Here is a 15,823-nt window from a genome sequence, read left to right as displayed (position 1 = left end):
TTTACTGACGCCCGCTATTTCTCTACGAAGGCTTGTTCGATAACAAAATCACCTTGCTGGCGTGATGTAGCTTTACGAAAGCCTTTGTTATTTAGAATCTGTATACAGTCGAGCAGCATAGATTGATTGCCACACAACATGAATCTATCGTTTGTTGTTGATATAGCGGGTAATTTTATTTCTTCCGCGAGCAAATCATGCTCAAGTAAATGGGTAATTCGTTGTTGATGCGCTTCCGATAGAAACGGTTCCCGGGTAACGATTGGGTAATAAATGAGCTTTTCCTTTACCTCATCACCGAAATATTCATTGTTCGGCAATTCATCATAAATGGTGCGTTGGTACGCTAATTCACGTTTGTAGCGCACGCTGTGCACCAGCACAATTTTCTCAAACTGCTCGTAGATTTCAGGGTCCTTGATGATACTCATGAAGGGCGCTAATCCAGTGCCGGTTGCTAACAGATAAAGATGTTTACCCGGCGTTAAATGCCCGGCAACTAAGGTTCCTGCAGGCCGAGTAGAAAGCGTAATCGTATCGCCAACCTGCAAATGCTGCAACCGCGAGGTTAGGGCGCCATCTGGAACTTTAATGCTGAAAAACTCTAATTCTTCTTCATAATTAGCGCTGGCAATGCTGTAAGCTCGTAATAACGGCTTGTTATCAACTTGCAAGCCAATCATCACAAACTGGCCATTTTCAAAGCGAAATGATGATTTTCGAGTGGTTTTGAAGCTGAATAAACTTTCACTCCAATGGTGAATGTGGGTTACTTGCTCTTCAGTGGTTACTCTCATTCTTCTTCCTTTTGCTAAATGCCTACCTAAATCGGGCCTTTTTGCATAACTTTGTTTTACTTAAAGTATTCAACGAACCTGTAAGCCTCGGTAAGGCGAGAATTAAGGCGCGAATTAATGCCGTTAATATATAATACCTGAGTAATACACTCAAGAATTTAACTGAGCATTTTACTCAGGTATGTTTTTATTTGTTTACAGCTCGCAAGCTGGGCGGTATGCGCTATAGTATGATCAGTAAATCAATCACATTGAGGAATGAACATGGCTAATGTAGGAACGGTAGATAGAGCAATTCGGATTATTATTGGGCTTCTAATTGCAGTTTGGAGTATCAACGCCGGCAACTTTTGGTGGATTCTGGGTATTGCCCTTATCGCTACCGGCGTATTTAAGTTCTGCGGCTTATATCGTGTGTTAGGTGTTAACACCTGCAAGACCAATTAAATAATCCGCAAGCGCACCCATGCCGGTGCGTTCCACTTGTGCGCGTTGCTCCGCGGCTTGATTGTAATTGGTGTTGGTGTTCACATCGTAAACAAAGAGCTCGCCTTCTGCGTTTTCGATAAACTCAATACCAGCTACATCGATGCCGCTGGCACGTAAAAACCTTTCAAGCTGAGCAATGATAGGGTGATGATTAAAGCGCTCGGTTATGCTGAATTTTTGCAACTCAGATGCGGGTTCCGCATCTGTTTCGCTCGGTTCTGAGCCAGAAGTAGGGCAAAACCTATCCTCAATGCTGCAATTATCCGCAGGGCAGAGCTCAAAGCCATCTTCGGTGTTTACTTGTACCGTGTAGAGAAATTTTTGGCCGATAAATTCAGCCCGCGTGATAAACGGCTGCTTGGGTTGAATGTATTCCTGCAGCAGCCAAATGCCATCAAGCGGTTCTTCATGATTGCCATGGGCCACATATGTTTGTAACTCATTAAGGTTATTAAAACGCTGTACGCCTAGGCCTTTACCACCCCGATTCGGCTTTAAAATTAAAGGCCACTGATTAAATTCCTCGGCAGCAGTTAAAACGTGCTGCAAACCTACTACTGCATGGGTTTTTGGTACTTGTAACCCAGCGCGTTGAAGTGTGGCATATTGTGATAATTTACATACCTCGAGCGCTAACACCTCGGTATTATTCACAACCGTACGCCCATAGCCCTGTAACCATGTGAGCACAGCGCGGGTTAGCTCAGGCGCGAAGCGGTGGCCGCGCGTGTGCGAGGAAGCACTCATGCGGTTATAGTAAATTGCATCGCTCGGCACTTCTGTGAATGGCACAACGCCAGTATCTAAAAACCACTCTTTGGCGGTAACACCACGCTTTGCAAATTCTGCTCGGAGTGGCACTAACCATTCGTTGTTTTCATGAATAATAACAATCTCGCGCATTGGAACCTCGGCTGGTGCGAATTAAGATCCTGCATTACATCGCGGACGAGGGCTAAGGATCAAATTAAAAATGTTATATGCCAGACTCTGTAGTTCTAAAGGAAGTGGCATATCTGCATTAGATCATGCGGTAGCTTATGCGGTAGATCATACGGTAGTTTAACCTTGGTGGAATTTATTGCTAAGCTGTAAGCGAGTGATCAGTTACTGTATTTATATTGTATACAGGGTTTGTTTCCAAGAAAGGAGAGCCAAATGCACAAGTTAAAAGAAGTAGTTTACACCGCTAAAGTATCTACAACAGGCGGCCGAGTTGGCGAATCAGCCTCCGATGATGGGCGTTTGAACGTATCTTTATCAACACCCAAAGCCATGGGTGGCGATGATGGTAAAGGCACGAACCCGGAGCAATTGTTTGCAGCTGGGTATTCAGCGTGTTTCATGGGCGCCATGAAAGCGGTAGCTGGCAAGCTTGATTTAAAAGTGCCGGATGATGCCAAAATCGATGCTGAAGTGAGCTTTGGCCCTATCGATCATGGTTTTTGTATTGCCGTGAAAATGGATATCGCATTGCCAGGTATTGACCGCGCCGACGCTGAAAAGCTGGTGGAAACCGCCCATCAGGTATGCCCGTATTCCAATGCCACCCGCGATAATGTTGAAGTAACCTTGAACGTGGTTTAACAACCCATTGCAAAAGCCGCCTGTGCAGCTGTGAGCGCAGTTTACGTGAACGCACCATGAATACGCAGCCACGAACGCGCAGCGGTGAATGTATACAGCCTTGAATGCAAATGGCTACATACGCAAAGAGCCGATCTACTCGTTTGAGTAGCTCGGCTTTTTATTTGCCTGTTAGTTAGTCGGTATTTTAAAAAAACAGCTTGGTGCAGATATTGGCAAGATTGAATTACTGAAGTTATACTCAGGACGCCTTTTAAGAAGAAGCTGAAGGCTCTTTGCTCGCTGAAGGCTCTTTACTCGCTGAGGGCTCTTTACTCGCTGAGGGCTCTTTACTCGCTGAGGGCTCTTTACTCGCTGAGGGCTCTTTACTCGCTACAGGCTTAGCCGCTTTTTTCTTCGCGGGTTTCTTAGCGCCTAAGGCGATTAACACTTGCTCGCGTTCGCGGGCCAGGAAAAAGGCCATATCTTCAATTTGTTGTTCATTTCCTAGCGCTTCACAACCTTCCAGCAACGGCATGAGCTCATCAACCATATCAAGCATTTTATCGTGCGCATCGGCTTCGGCTTTGCTAGTAAATGTCATTTTTTCTTCTCCGTTGCGTACAACTACGTATTGCGTAATTACAGCCATTGGGATTCCTCGTGGGGTGTATTAAACTGAACCGGGATACTGGTTATTTATACAGTTATTCATGGTGGATCGCAAGTGAAGAAAACTGCAAAACTGAGTTTTTTGGGATAAATCAAATGGCTAACAAAAAGGGTGTTGAATGGTTTTCCAACAGGCCGGGGTTCGCGATATACTGCCTAACCTTTATCCTGAAAATTAGCGTAACCTTAGGAACAACAATGGCGAAGGCGGCGGCAGTGCATATCTTAGTGAAAACTAAGGAAGAGGCAGAGAAGTTAAAATCAGAGTTAGCCAAGGGTGCTAACTTTCATGAACTAGCCAAAAAGCATTCGCTTTGTCCTTCAGGTAAAAAGGGCGGCGATTTGGGTGAGTTTCGCCCTGGGCAGATGGTGAAGGCGTTTGATAATGTGGTGTTTAAAAAGCCAATTTTGCAGGTGCATGGCCCGGTAAAAACTCAGTTTGGTTTTCATTTAATTAAAACACTTTATCGCAGCTAAGCCCGCTTTTAATCGGTTTTGTAATACGTTCGATACACAACTCTAGGAACTCAGATGACAACAGAATCTAGTACATATCCAATTGGTAGGCCCGGAGTACCTTGGGGTGCTGAAGAAAAGAACGCATGGTTGAATGAACAAACGCAAAAGCGCTCCTATTTTTATGATGTCCTGGCGGTTGTTGAGCGTTTGGCGGAAGATTTTGATGTGGTGCAATATGGGGAGCTCGCTTACGCCGAATATGGGTTTGCCGATTACCCGCTAGTATTGTTGAAATCAAAAAACTGGCAGCTCGAAAAGCCAACAGTGATTGTAACTGGCGGTGTACATGGCTATGAAACCAGTGGTGTGCATGGTGCGTTGCGTTTCTTGCAAACAGAGGCTTTAAATTACACGGAACAATTTAACGTGTTGGTGGCGCCCTGCATTAGCCCATGGGGTTACGAAACCATTAATCGCTGGAATCCAGAAACTACCGATCCAAACCGCTCGTTTCTGCGGCCGAGCCCGGCGCCCGAAGCGGCTCAAATTATGGATTACGTAGCTGCTATTGGCGGTAAAATTGTAATGCATATCGATCTCCACGAAACTACTGACACCGATAACAGTGAATTTCGGCCTGCGCTTGCGGCTCGTGATGGCATAGTAAACGATAATTGGAATATCCCAGATGGCTTTTATTTGGTGGGTGATAGCCAAGATCCCGCCGCTGCGTTCCAAAAATCAGTACTCGATTCGGTAGCCAAGGTAACGCATATTGCCGAGGCAGATGAAAGCGGCAAATTGATCGGCGTGCCATTAGCGCAATTTGGGGTAATTAATTACGATGGTAAAAAATACGGATTGTGCATGGGGCTCTCAGGTGCCGAATACGTAACCACTACTGAGGTGTATCCTGATAGCGCGAACGCCACACCAGAAGAGTGTATTCAGGCTCAGGTAGCGGCTATTGTGGGCGGTTTAAACTATGTAGCGGCACACACAGGTTCATAGTGAAGCTTGTATCTCTGCTACGGCAGCCTGTTCGGAGTATGGCGGATACGCTGCGTGAGCTTGCTAATTTGGCCGAGGGTGAGCTCGCAGCCGAACTAATGCTAGAACTAAAGCCAGAACTAAAGCCAGAACTAAAACTAAAGCACGGGGCTAAAGCCGATATATATGGCAAAGGCCCTTTGATCGAGGGCTTTGAACAAGAAATGGCTGAGCTTTTTGGTAAACCTGCGGCGTTGTTTTTGCCCAGTGGCACTTTAGCTCAGCCCCTTGCCTTGAAAATCTATGCTGAACATCGGAATACCCCCCGCATTGGGCTGCATCCTACCTCGCATCTTTTGTTGCATGAGCAGCAGGGGTATCAGCACCTTTGGGGGCTCGATGCTTGTGTGATCGGTTCGGCTGAGCAAGTATGGGCGCTGAACGATTTTAGTGCGTTACCAGAGCACGCTCTAGCGGCCATGGTATGGGAATTGCCTGCTCGCGAAATAGGTGGCCAATTACCAAGTTGGCAGGCGCTCGAGGCGCAAGTGGCTTGGGCTCGCGAGCGCAGCATTGCAGTGCATTTTGATGGCGCACGATTGTGGCAATGCCCAGCGTATTATGAGCGGAGTTTGGCTGAAATCGCCGCGTTAGCTGATTCGGTGTATGTGAGTTTTTATAAAGATTTAGCCGGAATATCCGGTGCTATGTTACTCGGCGAAGTGAGCTTTATTGAAGAAGCGAGAGTGTGGGCGCGGCGTGCTGGCGGTAATTTATATTCGCAATACCCTTATCTACTCGCGGCCAAGTTTGGCGTTAAAGAGAATTTGGCCAGTATTCCGGCTGCGGTTGAATATACCCGTGAGTTGGCAGCCGCCTTTTGCGGCTTAAGCAATGTTCGTATTCTTCCGAACCCACCACAAGTAGCTATGTTTCATCTATATCTTCAAGCTGATAAACATGCCCTGGTATCGGCTATTGAGGCGTACAAAGAGCAGCATCAGGTGGAAGTGTTGCCATTACCTCGAGCGGAGCATGAAGGCTGGCAAATTTGTGAGCTACCCATAGGGCGAAATGCCATGGCGAAGCCAGTAACTTTTTGGGCTCAGCACTTGCAACAACTACTCGCCACAATCTATCGGCGGCGCGAGCCGCCACTCTCTAAAAGTTCAGCTTAAAAGTTTAATAGTAAGAAACCGATACCCACGCGGTTTTGCCGATGATTATAATCCAACAAGGTTTCCCCGTAGCCGGAAAATATTTGCAGGTAGGCACGAATGCCATCAGGGCGTTTTGTTAGTGGGTAGGTGTAATCGAATTGCACTGAACCCCGGTTGGTAGATAAATCACGCGTGATCAACGTGATACTGGCGGTGCTGCGGCCCGGAAGCCACGAAAGGCGAGTTTCAACGTTACCACGGAAACGTACTAAATCTGGGTTGTCATCATCGTCAGTTTCGTTAATCCGCTGTTTCCATTGGCTCTCAATCATAAATTGCTTATATTCAATCACACCCCCTACATAAGTGTAATTCCAACTCCGTGAAAGCGGTTCGCTTTGGCCATTCGAATGATGAGCAAAGCCCGCATTTACCATACGTAACCGAGCCTGACCGGGAAGAATATCCCATGCCTCAGGCACGGGCACCGTGTAAAAGATCGATGGGTTGTGATCGGTGCTGCGAAATGGCCGCGAATCCTTTTTATCATAGGCTTGCCATAACGAGGTTTGAGTATAGGCTGCCCATAAATCAGCGTTTGGCAGTAACAAATTTTCCCAAAGCTTAGTGCGCAATGATATTTGTAATTTGATTTCCGTAGCATCGTAATTTGGCTGTTCTTCAGCTTCACCGCGAGTAGGGCTTGAGGGCTGCCGGTTTATCGAGCTGCTGTAGTGAGCCGGCAAAACAAAATTGGGCTCAAAGGTGCGAATCACAAAAGTGCCGCGTTTGTCTTTTTGCTCCAGCTCCCAAAATTTACTAATGAAATCACTCGGGGTAACGCGCTCTTCGCCACCGGTTTCACCCGTGCTGGCTTCATCCCTGTTGTTTTCCGAGGCTAGCGCCGAGAGTGAAAAAAATAGGCTTACCGCTATCCAAAAAAAAGCTTTGGCAAGATTAGTGGGCATAACATGTTCCTTGTAGAGTATGTGCAAAAAGCCAAGTGCATGTAATTCATACTGGCGCTTTTTAGGTTAATTCGCTATGGTTCTGAATGCCAGAAAAACAATAATAAACATAGTATTTAAAGGATTTTTATCGTGTCCTTCTCACAATCGAAAAAGCCAGCAAAGAAAACTAAACTTGGGCGTAAATTAAAACACCCACAGAAAAAATTTAAGATTCGGCAGTATATTGCTTCTCGCTCTATTTTCCGTTTAGCGCTTGATTATATCGCGATTAATGCCGCCGTTGCGATTTTGTTAGCTACCGCACTGGTTTTTATTACCGGCGATAGCAGCCAAGGAATCAACTATATTTACTTTATCTATACTGAGCTTTTTGGCAAAGAACCGAGCTGGAGTTTGCCCGACCGCTTTATGTATCAGAATATTCGGGCGTTTTTGGCTACGCTATCGTTGCTTTCCCCATCTCTATTCTTAGGTATTATCATCTACAAATTCTTCGTGTTAAAGCGCGATAATATTGTGTTTCGGAGCATGTGTGATGTGGATGAAGAGAACGGTGAACGTTTTTTAAACATTCACTTCTACATATCATCATCGTTGAGTTTATATAATCTCCGTTTTACCGCGTTTATTCGCACTTATGAAAAATGTCGGGAAAATGCGTCCGGTAAAATTTATCCAATGAATACGTTTCCACTCACATTAAACGGTGATTCTTTTTATCCCTTGCCCTATAACTACGTGCCAAGCCGTTTTCGCATCAAAATTAAAGAAAACCCGATGAGTATTTCAAACTCGGATAACCCCTCGATTGTGATTACAGAAGATCAAATTATTGAAGTGCACACCGGTGATCGGAAAATTCGTTTAGATCGCAAAGTAGGTGATTTTTGTGAGTTGTATGTGATTGCAGCGGGTGAGGTGCCAGATTTACAAGCGCAATTCAGTGAGCTCAAGTGTTATCGTATTCCCGAAGATGTTTCGCCAACACCGCTACCAGAAATGGTTACCCGTTTTGTTCGTGCTGATAACCGTTTTGAAGTTGATAATTGGCAAGATTTTGAGGGTGGAAAAATGAACCGTTTACAGCGCCGTAAGGCGAAGAAAGCCGGTAGCCTCACTCAACAATAACGAACTAACTTGTAATTTTTTCGCCTCAAAGTTGGCCGCTAAATTGTGCTGGGCTAACAACTGAGCCACGGCTTCCGGTTGCTCGAGGGTAACTGGTGAATCGGGGCTCAGTTGCTGGAGCAAATCATCGATGATGCGAAGATCGGCGGCGGTGAGGTTTACTAAATCCAACATTTGATAATCAAAAAGCTGTGGGTTGTAGAGTTTAAATACGCTGTACAAATCGCGAAGCTCAGCCAATGGCCGAGCTGCAGCATCAACGCGTAAATCTACAACCGTATCTGAGCCACCTAAATATCCGCCATGGGGACGTTTGATAATCATTGCGGCCGCTAACTTACCGCGTTTATCACCACCATGTTGTTGGCCCGCCAACATCGCTTTGATCATCGCGGTGCCCATTTCTAAACCATCGTGCCGAGCTTTGCTATAGGCTGTGGCAACCGCTTGGGCAGTGCCGGCTAAAAGCATATTTCCGAGCACAAAAAAGTTTTCACCCGCTACGCTTTCCATTTCTGGTGTGCATTCGCTGCCGGTATAAAGATGTGTTTCACCGGCACAGTTCATAATGCCCACTTGGCGCACCGCGGCGAGATCATCCGCGATTAAGAAATCATCCATAGCTTGCTCTGGGCTGCGGCCATCGCGCAGGGATTCGAGTGCGGATCCGGCTGCATCGGGGTTAGCAAAGCTTTGGCTCACCACCAAACCTGCGCGTGCGTTTATCCACGGTACCAAAGCCCCTACCGCTAAAAAATTAGATGCGGTGATAATACCAAGGCTTTCGGTACCTGGATCGCGAACCGCTAACGTGTAGGTGGCAATCATTGGCTTCATCCTTTCGTTGTATGAGTTCAGCGCTTAATCTCGCTCTCGAATCAAACCTTCTTGCATGGTTGAGGCAACTAAAACGCCTTCGCGATTGAATATCTGGCCGCGCACCAAACCGCGCGCCCCTTGGGCCGTTGGGCTATCAATAGCATACAGCAACCAATCATCCATGCGAAATGAACGGTGAAACCACATGGCATGGTCGATGGTAGCCATTTGAATTTTCGGGTCCGCGAAGGTTTTGCCATGGGGCTGCATTGATGTTGGCAAAAAATTAAAATCCGATGCGTAAGCCAATAAATATTGATGGATGCGCTGATCATCGGGCAGGGTGCCATTGGCTTTAATCCAAACGTAGCGCACAGGATCGCAAGCTTGTGGCTTAAATGGATTATATTCAGTAACGAAACGCATCAATATCGGCTTTTCGCTGGTAAATTTACTGCGAATTGCTTCTGGGATTAACTCGGCATGCTCCCGGTAAATATCTAAATCTGATGGTAAGCCTTCAGGGCCCGGCACTTGTGGCATTTCACTTTGATGATCAGCTCCCTTTTCCGGTATTTGATACGATGCGGTAAGGTGAAAAATTGGCTTACCGAATTGAATCGCCTTTACTCGGCGAGTGGAAAAGCTGCGGCCATCACGAATGTTCTCAACGTCGTACACAATTGGCTTGGATGCATCACCAGGCCGCAGAAAATAACTATGAAATGAGTGCACCGCGCGCTCTTCAGGAACGGTTTCTTTCGCCGCTGAAAGGGCTTGCCCCATTACTTGGCCACCGAACACGGCAGCAAAACCTAAATCTTGGCTTTGCCCACGGTAAATGCCTTGCTCAATTGGCTCTAAGTGTAAAAGATTTAGTAAGTCATCCAATACTTTGCTCATTCAGGTTCCTTGTTACTTTTGTGCGCTTTCTTTTCGTGTTCGATTTGTTCGTGTTCAATTTGTTCGTATTCAATTTTTCCGTACTCAACCCGCGCTTGCCTAGCTGGTTTAAGGGCTAGGCAGGTGCGGTTGTGTTTTTATTCGGCTTCAGGCTCAACATTTAGCAGCATTGGAATCACTGCGGGATTACCATCGTTTGCTGCTGGTTCAAGGGCAAGAATGTGTGCAACTACGTTGTACAAATCTACCATTTTCACTGGGCCTACCTCGGCGTTTTGCTTAAAGCTTGGGCCATGGGCGATAAAAATGCCCTGCATATCAGGGTGTTCGTTATCATAACCGTGGCTACCGCGAGGGCGAAAATATTCTGGGTCGTTTTGCATATCTTCAAGGCGAAATTCTCGCGCAAAAATCCAACCGGGATTAGCCACTGCTAAAACGTCGGCAATTCTATCGTTATCCGTATAATGAAAACGAGCGGGCATGGTTTCTTTGGTGAACACTTGTGCGTGTGGCAAGTTTGCTTCAAGTTCGGCCACAATATTTGCGATCTCGCCATCTTTGGCAAAAATATGTGCCAGCTCACGAGAATACAGAGCACGTTCAGCGCGCTCAGAATCATAGGCTTGGTCGATTACCATGTGTTTTGTTTGATCGACACGTGCCATGCCATGGTCAGCGGTAATCATGATATCAACACTATCTAACCAGCCACGCTGCTCGAGCTGAGTAACCAAGTGGCCGATTTCGTTATCGATGTTGCGCAATGCTTGCGCCACTTCCCGTGAGCCAGGGCCGTAGCCGTGGCCTGCTGAATCCACATCACTGAAATACAAAGTAATCATTTGTGGGCGTTCAGCTTGCGGCTTTTCCAGCCACTCGATTACGGTATCTACGCGTTCACGATTACTCACACTGCCATCATAGGGAAACCAATAGGTTGCTTGGGTATCTTTAATGGGCGCTTCAGAACCGGGGAAGAAGAAAGTGCCGGCGATGGTATCTTGCAACTCCGCTGTTACCCAAATTGGTTCGCCACCCCACCAACGAGGATTGGTCACTTCGTGGGTGATACTCATGCGAAAAATAGCATCAAAATTTGGGTCGTAAATGCTGTTTTCAGTAATACCATGGTTTTGTGGGTGTAAACCGGTTACTAATGAATAATGATTCGGAAAGGTTTTGGTTGGGAATACAGGCTGTAAGTGTTCGGCTCGTAAGCCTTCGTTAGCGAGGCGATTCAAGTTTGGTGCGGCGTAGCGATCAAGATAATCGTGGCGAGCACCATCAATGGAGATCAAAATCACTGTGGGTTCTAATTCATGCCATTGTTGCTGTTGCTCATTAGCATTGGTTTGCGCATAGATGTTGCTACTAAAAAGCGCACTGGTTAGCACAGTAGTAGCGATAAACGCGCTCGTTACGAATGCTGTTGCAGCTCTCTTGGTTAGCGCAGAAGCGAAGCCTAAGCTTTTCGCGAACTCTAAGCTTTTGGCGAAGCCTGAACCGGTTAATGTGCGCCCGAGAGCCTTCTTTTTTGCTTTAAATTGACGTTCTTTTTTGTTTGCTAATTGAGAGTGTGCCAATGCCATAACCACGTTCGCTCCTAAAGCTTATTTTGGGTTATCGTTCTCACGATAAATTCAGTGTACGAGTATACTCATATTCAATGACAATTGCATGAAGCAAAGCCACCCAAGGCGCTACTAAGGTATAGTTTGTAATCGCTTATTAAAGATGTATATAGTGGTTATAGCTTGAATTTTTCGAAATAAAGCCCAAGCTTATAAGATAAATAATATCACTAAGAAGGAACGCGTTATGGCAGGGCAAGATAGTTTGAACACCCTCAGCTCGTTACAAGTGGGGGATAAAGAGTTTCATTACTACAGTTTACCGAAAGCTGCAGAAGCATTAGGCGATATTGATAAACTGCCGGTTTCTCTCAAGGTTTTGTTAGAAAACCTATTGCGCAATGAAGATGGCACCACGGTAAAGCCTGATGATTTTAAAGCGATGGTTGCGTGGTTAGAGAACCGTAGCTCGGATAAAGAAATTGAATATCGGCCAGCTCGGGTGCTGATGCAAGATTTTACCGGTGTACCTGCCGTTGTTGATTTGGCGGCTATGCGCGATGCGGTAGCCAAGGCTGGTTTGCCAGCGGATCGTATCAACCCGTTATCCGCGGTGGATTTGGTGATCGACCATTCGGTGATGGTAGATAAGTTTGCTACACCTGAAGCCTTCGAAGAGAACGTGAAAATTGAAATGGAGCGCAACAAAGAGCGCTATGAATTCTTACGCTGGGGGCAAAAAGCCTTCAACAACTTCCGAGTTGTTCCCCCAGGTACAGGTATTTGCCACCAAGTGAACTTGGAATATTTGGCCAAAGTTGTTTGGTCGAGTGAAGAAGATGGCAAAACCTATGCATACCCCGATACGCTAGTAGGCACTGATTCCCATACTACGATGATTAACGGCCTTGGCGTTTTAGGCTGGGGTGTTGGTGGTATTGAAGCCGAAGCGGCTATGTTGGGCCAGCCGATTTCGATGTTAATTCCTGAGGTGATTGGTTTCCGCCTTGATGGGGCTTTACCAGAAGGCGTAACTGCTACCGATTTGGTGCTTACGGTAACGCAAATGCTGCGAGAAAAAGGCGTAGTTGGAAAATTTGTTGAGTTCTATGGCCCAGGCTTAGCCAGCCTACCGTTAGCCGATCGCGCTACGATTGCCAACATGGCGCCAGAATATGGTGCTACCTGTGGCTTTTTCCCAGTAGATCAAGAAACCTTAACGTACCTAGAATTATCTGGGCGCGATAAAGAAACCATTGATTTGGTTGAAGCTTATTCGAAAGCCCAAGGTATGTGGCGCGATGATAAGAATGAACCGGTGTTTACCGATTCACTCGCACTCGATATGAGCACGGTAGAGCCTTCGTTGGCAGGCCCGAAACGGCCACAAGATAAGGTTTCGCTCACTCAGCTTGGTGAAAGTTTCAACTTGCTGCTGGAATCGATGAATGTATCGGAAGACCCCGAAATCGGTGGTAAAGAATCAATTACTCGTGCCGATTTAAGCGATGATACCGCGGTTCCGATCGAGGGTACTGAACACACCCTGCGCCATGGTGACGTGGTGATTGCGGCGATTACTTCCTGCACCAACACATCAAACCCAAGCGTAATGATGGCGGCGGGCTTGGTAGCGAAAAAAGCCATTGAAAAAGGCTTGCAGCGTAAGCCTTGGGTGAAATCATCATTGGCGCCAGGCTCGAAAGTGGTTACCGATTACCTAGAGGCGGCAGGGCTTGATACCTATTTAGATAAACTTGGTTTCGATTTAGTGGGTTACGGCTGTACTACTTGCATTGGTAACTCGGGGCCATTGCCAGATGATGTAGCTACCGCCATTGATAAAGGTGATTTGGTGGTTTCATCGGTGCTTTCGGGTAATCGCAACTTTGAAGGCCGGATTCATCCGCAAGTAAAAGCGAACTGGCTCGCTTCGCCACCCTTGGTGGTTGCGTTCGCACTGGCGGGCAGCACCCGTATGGATTTAAGTAAAGATCCTTTGGGCGAAGATAAAGAAGGCAACCCGGTGTATCTCAAAGATATTTGGCCGAGCACCGCTGAAATCAAAGAAGAAGTGGCAAAGGTTGTAAGCGACATGTTCCGCAAACAATACGCTGAAGTATTCGATGGCGATGAACATTGGCAGGCGCTGGAAATTCCGGATAGCCTCACCTATGAGTGGAAAGATGAATCAACCTACGTTGCCAATCCACCGTTCTTCGCTGGTATTGATAAGCCGGCACCGGAGCCAAAAGATATTGAATTGGCACGGGTGTTGGCGTTATTTGGCGATACCATAACCACCGATCATATTTCTCCTGCTGGCGCGATTAAGCCAGATTCACCGGCCGGTTCTTATTTACAGGAGCAGGGTGTTGCCGTAAAAGATTTCAATTCTTACGGTTCACGCCGGGGTAATCATGAAGTAATGATGCGCGGTACCTTTGCTAATATTCGAATTAAGAACCTTATGGTAAAAGGCTCTGAGGGTGGCGTAACGCGCCACATGCCTTCCGGTGAAGAGATGCCTATTTATGATGCGGCGATGCGTTATCAAGAAGAGAAAACGCCTCTGGTTGTATTAGCTGGCAAGGAATACGGTACCGGCTCGAGCCGAGATTGGGCGGCTAAGGGCACTCGCTTGCTGGGCGTATCGGCGGTTATTGCCGAAAGTTACGAGCGAATTCACCGTTCTAACTTAGTAGGCATGGGCGTGTTACCGCTGCAATTTAAGCAAGGTGATAGCGCGCAAAACCTTGGCCTCGATGGCAGTGAGCAGATCTCTTTACATGGTTTGAATAAAGATATTAAGCCGGGCCAAGAGGTACAAGCGGTTGCGAAGAAAGATAACGGTGATGAAGTGAAATTCACCTTAACCTGCCGCATTGATACCTTGAATGAGGTGCGCTACTTCTTGAGTGGTGGCATTTTGCACCATGTGTTACGCGAGCTTGTAGCAGAATAACAAGAAGTTCTTGGTAAGTAAGCCCCATGCATAGTTAAGTGCATGGGGCTTTTTTATGTATTCTAATTAACGCTTTTCTTTGCCGCCTTTGTAGGTATTTTGCTAATACTTAATTGAGTGTAGTTGAAGTTAGCGGCGAGCTGAAAGCGGAGTTCGCCGAATCTCGATGACCACACCGAAGTTCGGGTGATCAAAGTAATGGGTTTGATGGGAAATTACTCGGCGTAGTTGGCGCAGGGGATAGGCGCGAAGAAACTCCAAACTATTATCACTTTCGCTAATGAAATCCTGAAGTTGCTCTTCCGGCGTGCGCACGGCTGGGTTCAGTGTGATTACCTCGCGCAGGCTGAAATCGGTGTTGATATGTAAATAGTTGCCGATTAAGTAGATATCGAGCAAGCCATCAAATTCCCACACATTTTCTGGTGTTCCCGCTGGCTGCTGAATAGGCCGCACTGGTAAATCATTTTCCGCATTTCGATAATCGGCAAACGCAAACTCATTGTTATCAATAGCATTGAAAACAAAATCAATACTGGCAAACACATCCTCGTTTGTTGTTTCTTGTGCGTTACGGGCCAGCTGTAAGCTTTGCATTAGCTCTTCACGGGCGGTGTTTTCAATTGGAAAACCGGCATAATCAAATTGCTCACTGAGATTTTCACCCGCAAATAAGCGGATTTTTCGGCCTACATTTTGATTGAATACAGGTTGCATCCAAGCCGTGTGCAGCAACACTTCGGTATCACGGCGGCGTTCAAAATTTTGCCGAAGCTGGCGAAAACGAAAGTTATCGATGTGTACGGTAAAAGGAATCTCGGCTTGTAATAACTCTTCGCGCGTGCCGGTTTTACGGCCACTAATGGTAACGGGCACTGCATGCAAGGTATCGCTGAGTATCTCTTGTTGCCCCTCATACCAACTTGCGACTAGGGGCAGGTGCGGCAGGCGCCGGCAAGCCAAAGAATCGGCGCTGAAACTGGCGTATTCATCTAACAGCAAACGTGGCGAGAGCATTTGCTGGCGAAGGGCGGGCACCCAGCCCCGGGTACCTTCGCAAAGTGGTAAGGCATTAATAAAACCGGTTAAATTGAGTTGTAGGCGATCGTTTAATAGATCTCTACTAGCAGCTGCATTAAAAGGCACCACTTGCTTCGGAAATTGCTCCGGATCCGCATTTTCCACATCAGTGTAGCGAAACACCAACACTTCAACCTCAAACCAGCGATAGCCACGGTCTGGGAGTTCTTCAGCGATCGCTTGCGAGCTTAAAGAAAGTAACACGGCCACAAGTGCCAAGAACCCGCAGCGGGTAAAGAATGTCATAGTT

At 46.7% G+C, this 15,823-nt stretch carries 15 protein-coding genes; 7 read left to right on the top strand and 8 right to left on the bottom strand.

Features of this window, described 5'->3' with window-relative positions:
- Positions 1 to 14 precede the first annotated feature (14 nt).
- Positions 15 to 797 (bottom strand): ferredoxin--NADP reductase, encoded by a 783-nt coding sequence (locus CWE08_RS05295; RefSeq protein ID WP_126766352.1) that lies wholly within the window; start codon positions 795 to 797, stop codon positions 15 to 17.
- Between the two features lie 264 nt (positions 798 to 1,061).
- Here CWE08_RS05295 and CWE08_RS05290 point away from each other — a divergent pair, with 264 nt between their 5' ends.
- Positions 1,062 to 1,244, top strand: coding sequence for a YgaP family membrane protein (locus CWE08_RS05290; protein ID WP_126766350.1), 183 nt, complete (start codon positions 1,062 to 1,064; stop codon positions 1,242 to 1,244).
- Here CWE08_RS05290 and CWE08_RS05285 read toward each other — a convergent pair.
- A complete protein-coding gene (locus CWE08_RS05285) occupies positions 1,215 to 2,189 on the bottom strand; it encodes an ATP-grasp domain-containing protein (RefSeq protein WP_126766348.1) in 975 nt (324 codons plus the stop codon). The two genes, CWE08_RS05290 and CWE08_RS05285, sit on opposite strands and share 30 nt — an antisense overlap.
- Positions 2,190 to 2,444: 255 nt before the next feature.
- Here CWE08_RS05285 and CWE08_RS05280 point away from each other — a divergent pair, with 255 nt between their 5' ends.
- The gene (locus tag CWE08_RS05280) at positions 2,445 to 2,873 is read left to right on the top strand and encodes an organic hydroperoxide resistance protein (RefSeq protein ID WP_126766345.1); all 429 of its coding nucleotides are present in this window, start codon (positions 2,445 to 2,447) and stop codon (positions 2,871 to 2,873) included.
- 253 nt (positions 2,874 to 3,126) lie between these two features.
- On the opposite strand, the gene CWE08_RS05275 is transcribed toward CWE08_RS05280, so the two are convergent.
- Positions 3,127 to 3,504 (bottom strand): YebG family protein, encoded by a 378-nt coding sequence (locus tag CWE08_RS05275; protein WP_126766343.1) that lies wholly within the window; start codon positions 3,502 to 3,504, stop codon positions 3,127 to 3,129.
- Between the two features lie 218 nt (positions 3,505 to 3,722).
- Between CWE08_RS05275 and ppiC the strand changes: the two genes are divergently transcribed.
- From ppiC to CWE08_RS05260, 3 genes are read left to right on the top strand one after another with little or no spacing between them, the layout of a single operon-like run.
- Positions 3,723 to 4,001, top strand: a complete 279-nt coding sequence (gene ppiC / locus CWE08_RS05270) for a peptidylprolyl isomerase PpiC (RefSeq protein WP_126766340.1) — start codon at positions 3,723 to 3,725, stop codon at positions 3,999 to 4,001.
- Between the two features lie 54 nt (positions 4,002 to 4,055).
- On the top strand, positions 4,056 to 4,994 hold the full coding sequence (locus CWE08_RS05265; RefSeq protein ID WP_126766338.1) for a M14 family metallopeptidase: 939 nt from the start codon (positions 4,056 to 4,058) through the stop codon (positions 4,992 to 4,994).
- Positions 4,994 to 6,151, top strand: a complete 1,158-nt coding sequence (locus tag CWE08_RS05260) for a threonine aldolase family protein (RefSeq protein WP_126766336.1) — start codon at positions 4,994 to 4,996, stop codon at positions 6,149 to 6,151. The genes CWE08_RS05265 and CWE08_RS05260 overlap by 1 nt, the downstream gene beginning before the upstream one ends.
- On the opposite strand, the gene CWE08_RS05255 is transcribed toward CWE08_RS05260, so the two are convergent.
- On the bottom strand, positions 6,148 to 7,101 hold the full coding sequence (locus CWE08_RS05255; RefSeq protein WP_126766333.1) for a phospholipase A: 954 nt from the start codon (positions 7,099 to 7,101) through the stop codon (positions 6,148 to 6,150). The two genes, CWE08_RS05260 and CWE08_RS05255, sit on opposite strands and share 4 nt — an antisense overlap.
- 132 nt (positions 7,102 to 7,233) lie before the next feature.
- On the opposite strand from CWE08_RS05255, the gene CWE08_RS05250 reads away from it, so the two are divergent.
- Entirely contained in the window at positions 7,234 to 8,232 is a 999-nt protein-coding gene (locus CWE08_RS05250; protein ID WP_126766331.1) for a hypothetical protein, read from the top strand.
- Here the strand turns inward: CWE08_RS05250 and CWE08_RS05245 are convergent.
- The 3 genes from CWE08_RS05245 to CWE08_RS05235 form a co-directional block, all read right to left on the bottom strand.
- Positions 8,185 to 9,060: a DUF1028 domain-containing protein gene (locus CWE08_RS05245; RefSeq protein ID WP_157981230.1), complete on the bottom strand. Its 876-nt coding sequence runs from the start codon at positions 9,058 to 9,060 to the stop codon at positions 8,185 to 8,187. The two genes, CWE08_RS05250 and CWE08_RS05245, sit on opposite strands and share 48 nt — an antisense overlap.
- A 33-nt stretch (positions 9,061 to 9,093) precedes the next feature.
- The gene (gene tesB / locus CWE08_RS05240; protein WP_126766326.1) at positions 9,094 to 9,954 is read right to left on the bottom strand and encodes an acyl-CoA thioesterase II; all 861 of its coding nucleotides are present in this window, start codon (positions 9,952 to 9,954) and stop codon (positions 9,094 to 9,096) included.
- 137 nt (positions 9,955 to 10,091) lie between these two features.
- Positions 10,092 to 11,546, bottom strand: coding sequence for an alkaline phosphatase family protein (locus CWE08_RS05235; protein WP_241973833.1), 1,455 nt, complete (start codon positions 11,544 to 11,546; stop codon positions 10,092 to 10,094).
- Positions 11,547 to 11,775: 229 nt separating this feature from the next.
- Between CWE08_RS05235 and acnA the strand changes: the two genes are divergently transcribed.
- Complete coding sequence (acnA, locus tag CWE08_RS05230) at positions 11,776 to 14,493, top strand: aconitate hydratase AcnA (RefSeq protein WP_126766323.1); 2,718 nt, start codon at positions 11,776 to 11,778, stop codon at positions 14,491 to 14,493.
- A 129-nt stretch (positions 14,494 to 14,622) separates the two neighbouring features.
- On the opposite strand, the gene CWE08_RS05225 is transcribed toward acnA, so the two are convergent.
- Entirely contained in the window at positions 14,623 to 15,819 is a 1,197-nt protein-coding gene (locus CWE08_RS05225; protein ID WP_126766321.1) for a CsiV family protein, read from the bottom strand.
- Positions 15,820 to 15,823: the final 4 nt, after the last annotated feature.

Origin of the sequence: Aliidiomarina iranensis (genome assembly GCF_003987135.1) — a bacterium.
GTDB classification, from domain to species: domain Bacteria; phylum Pseudomonadota; class Gammaproteobacteria; order Enterobacterales; family Alteromonadaceae; genus Aliidiomarina; species Aliidiomarina iranensis.
Note: the sequence above shows the minus strand (reverse complement) of the source record. Positions and strands in the feature narration are given on the sequence as shown.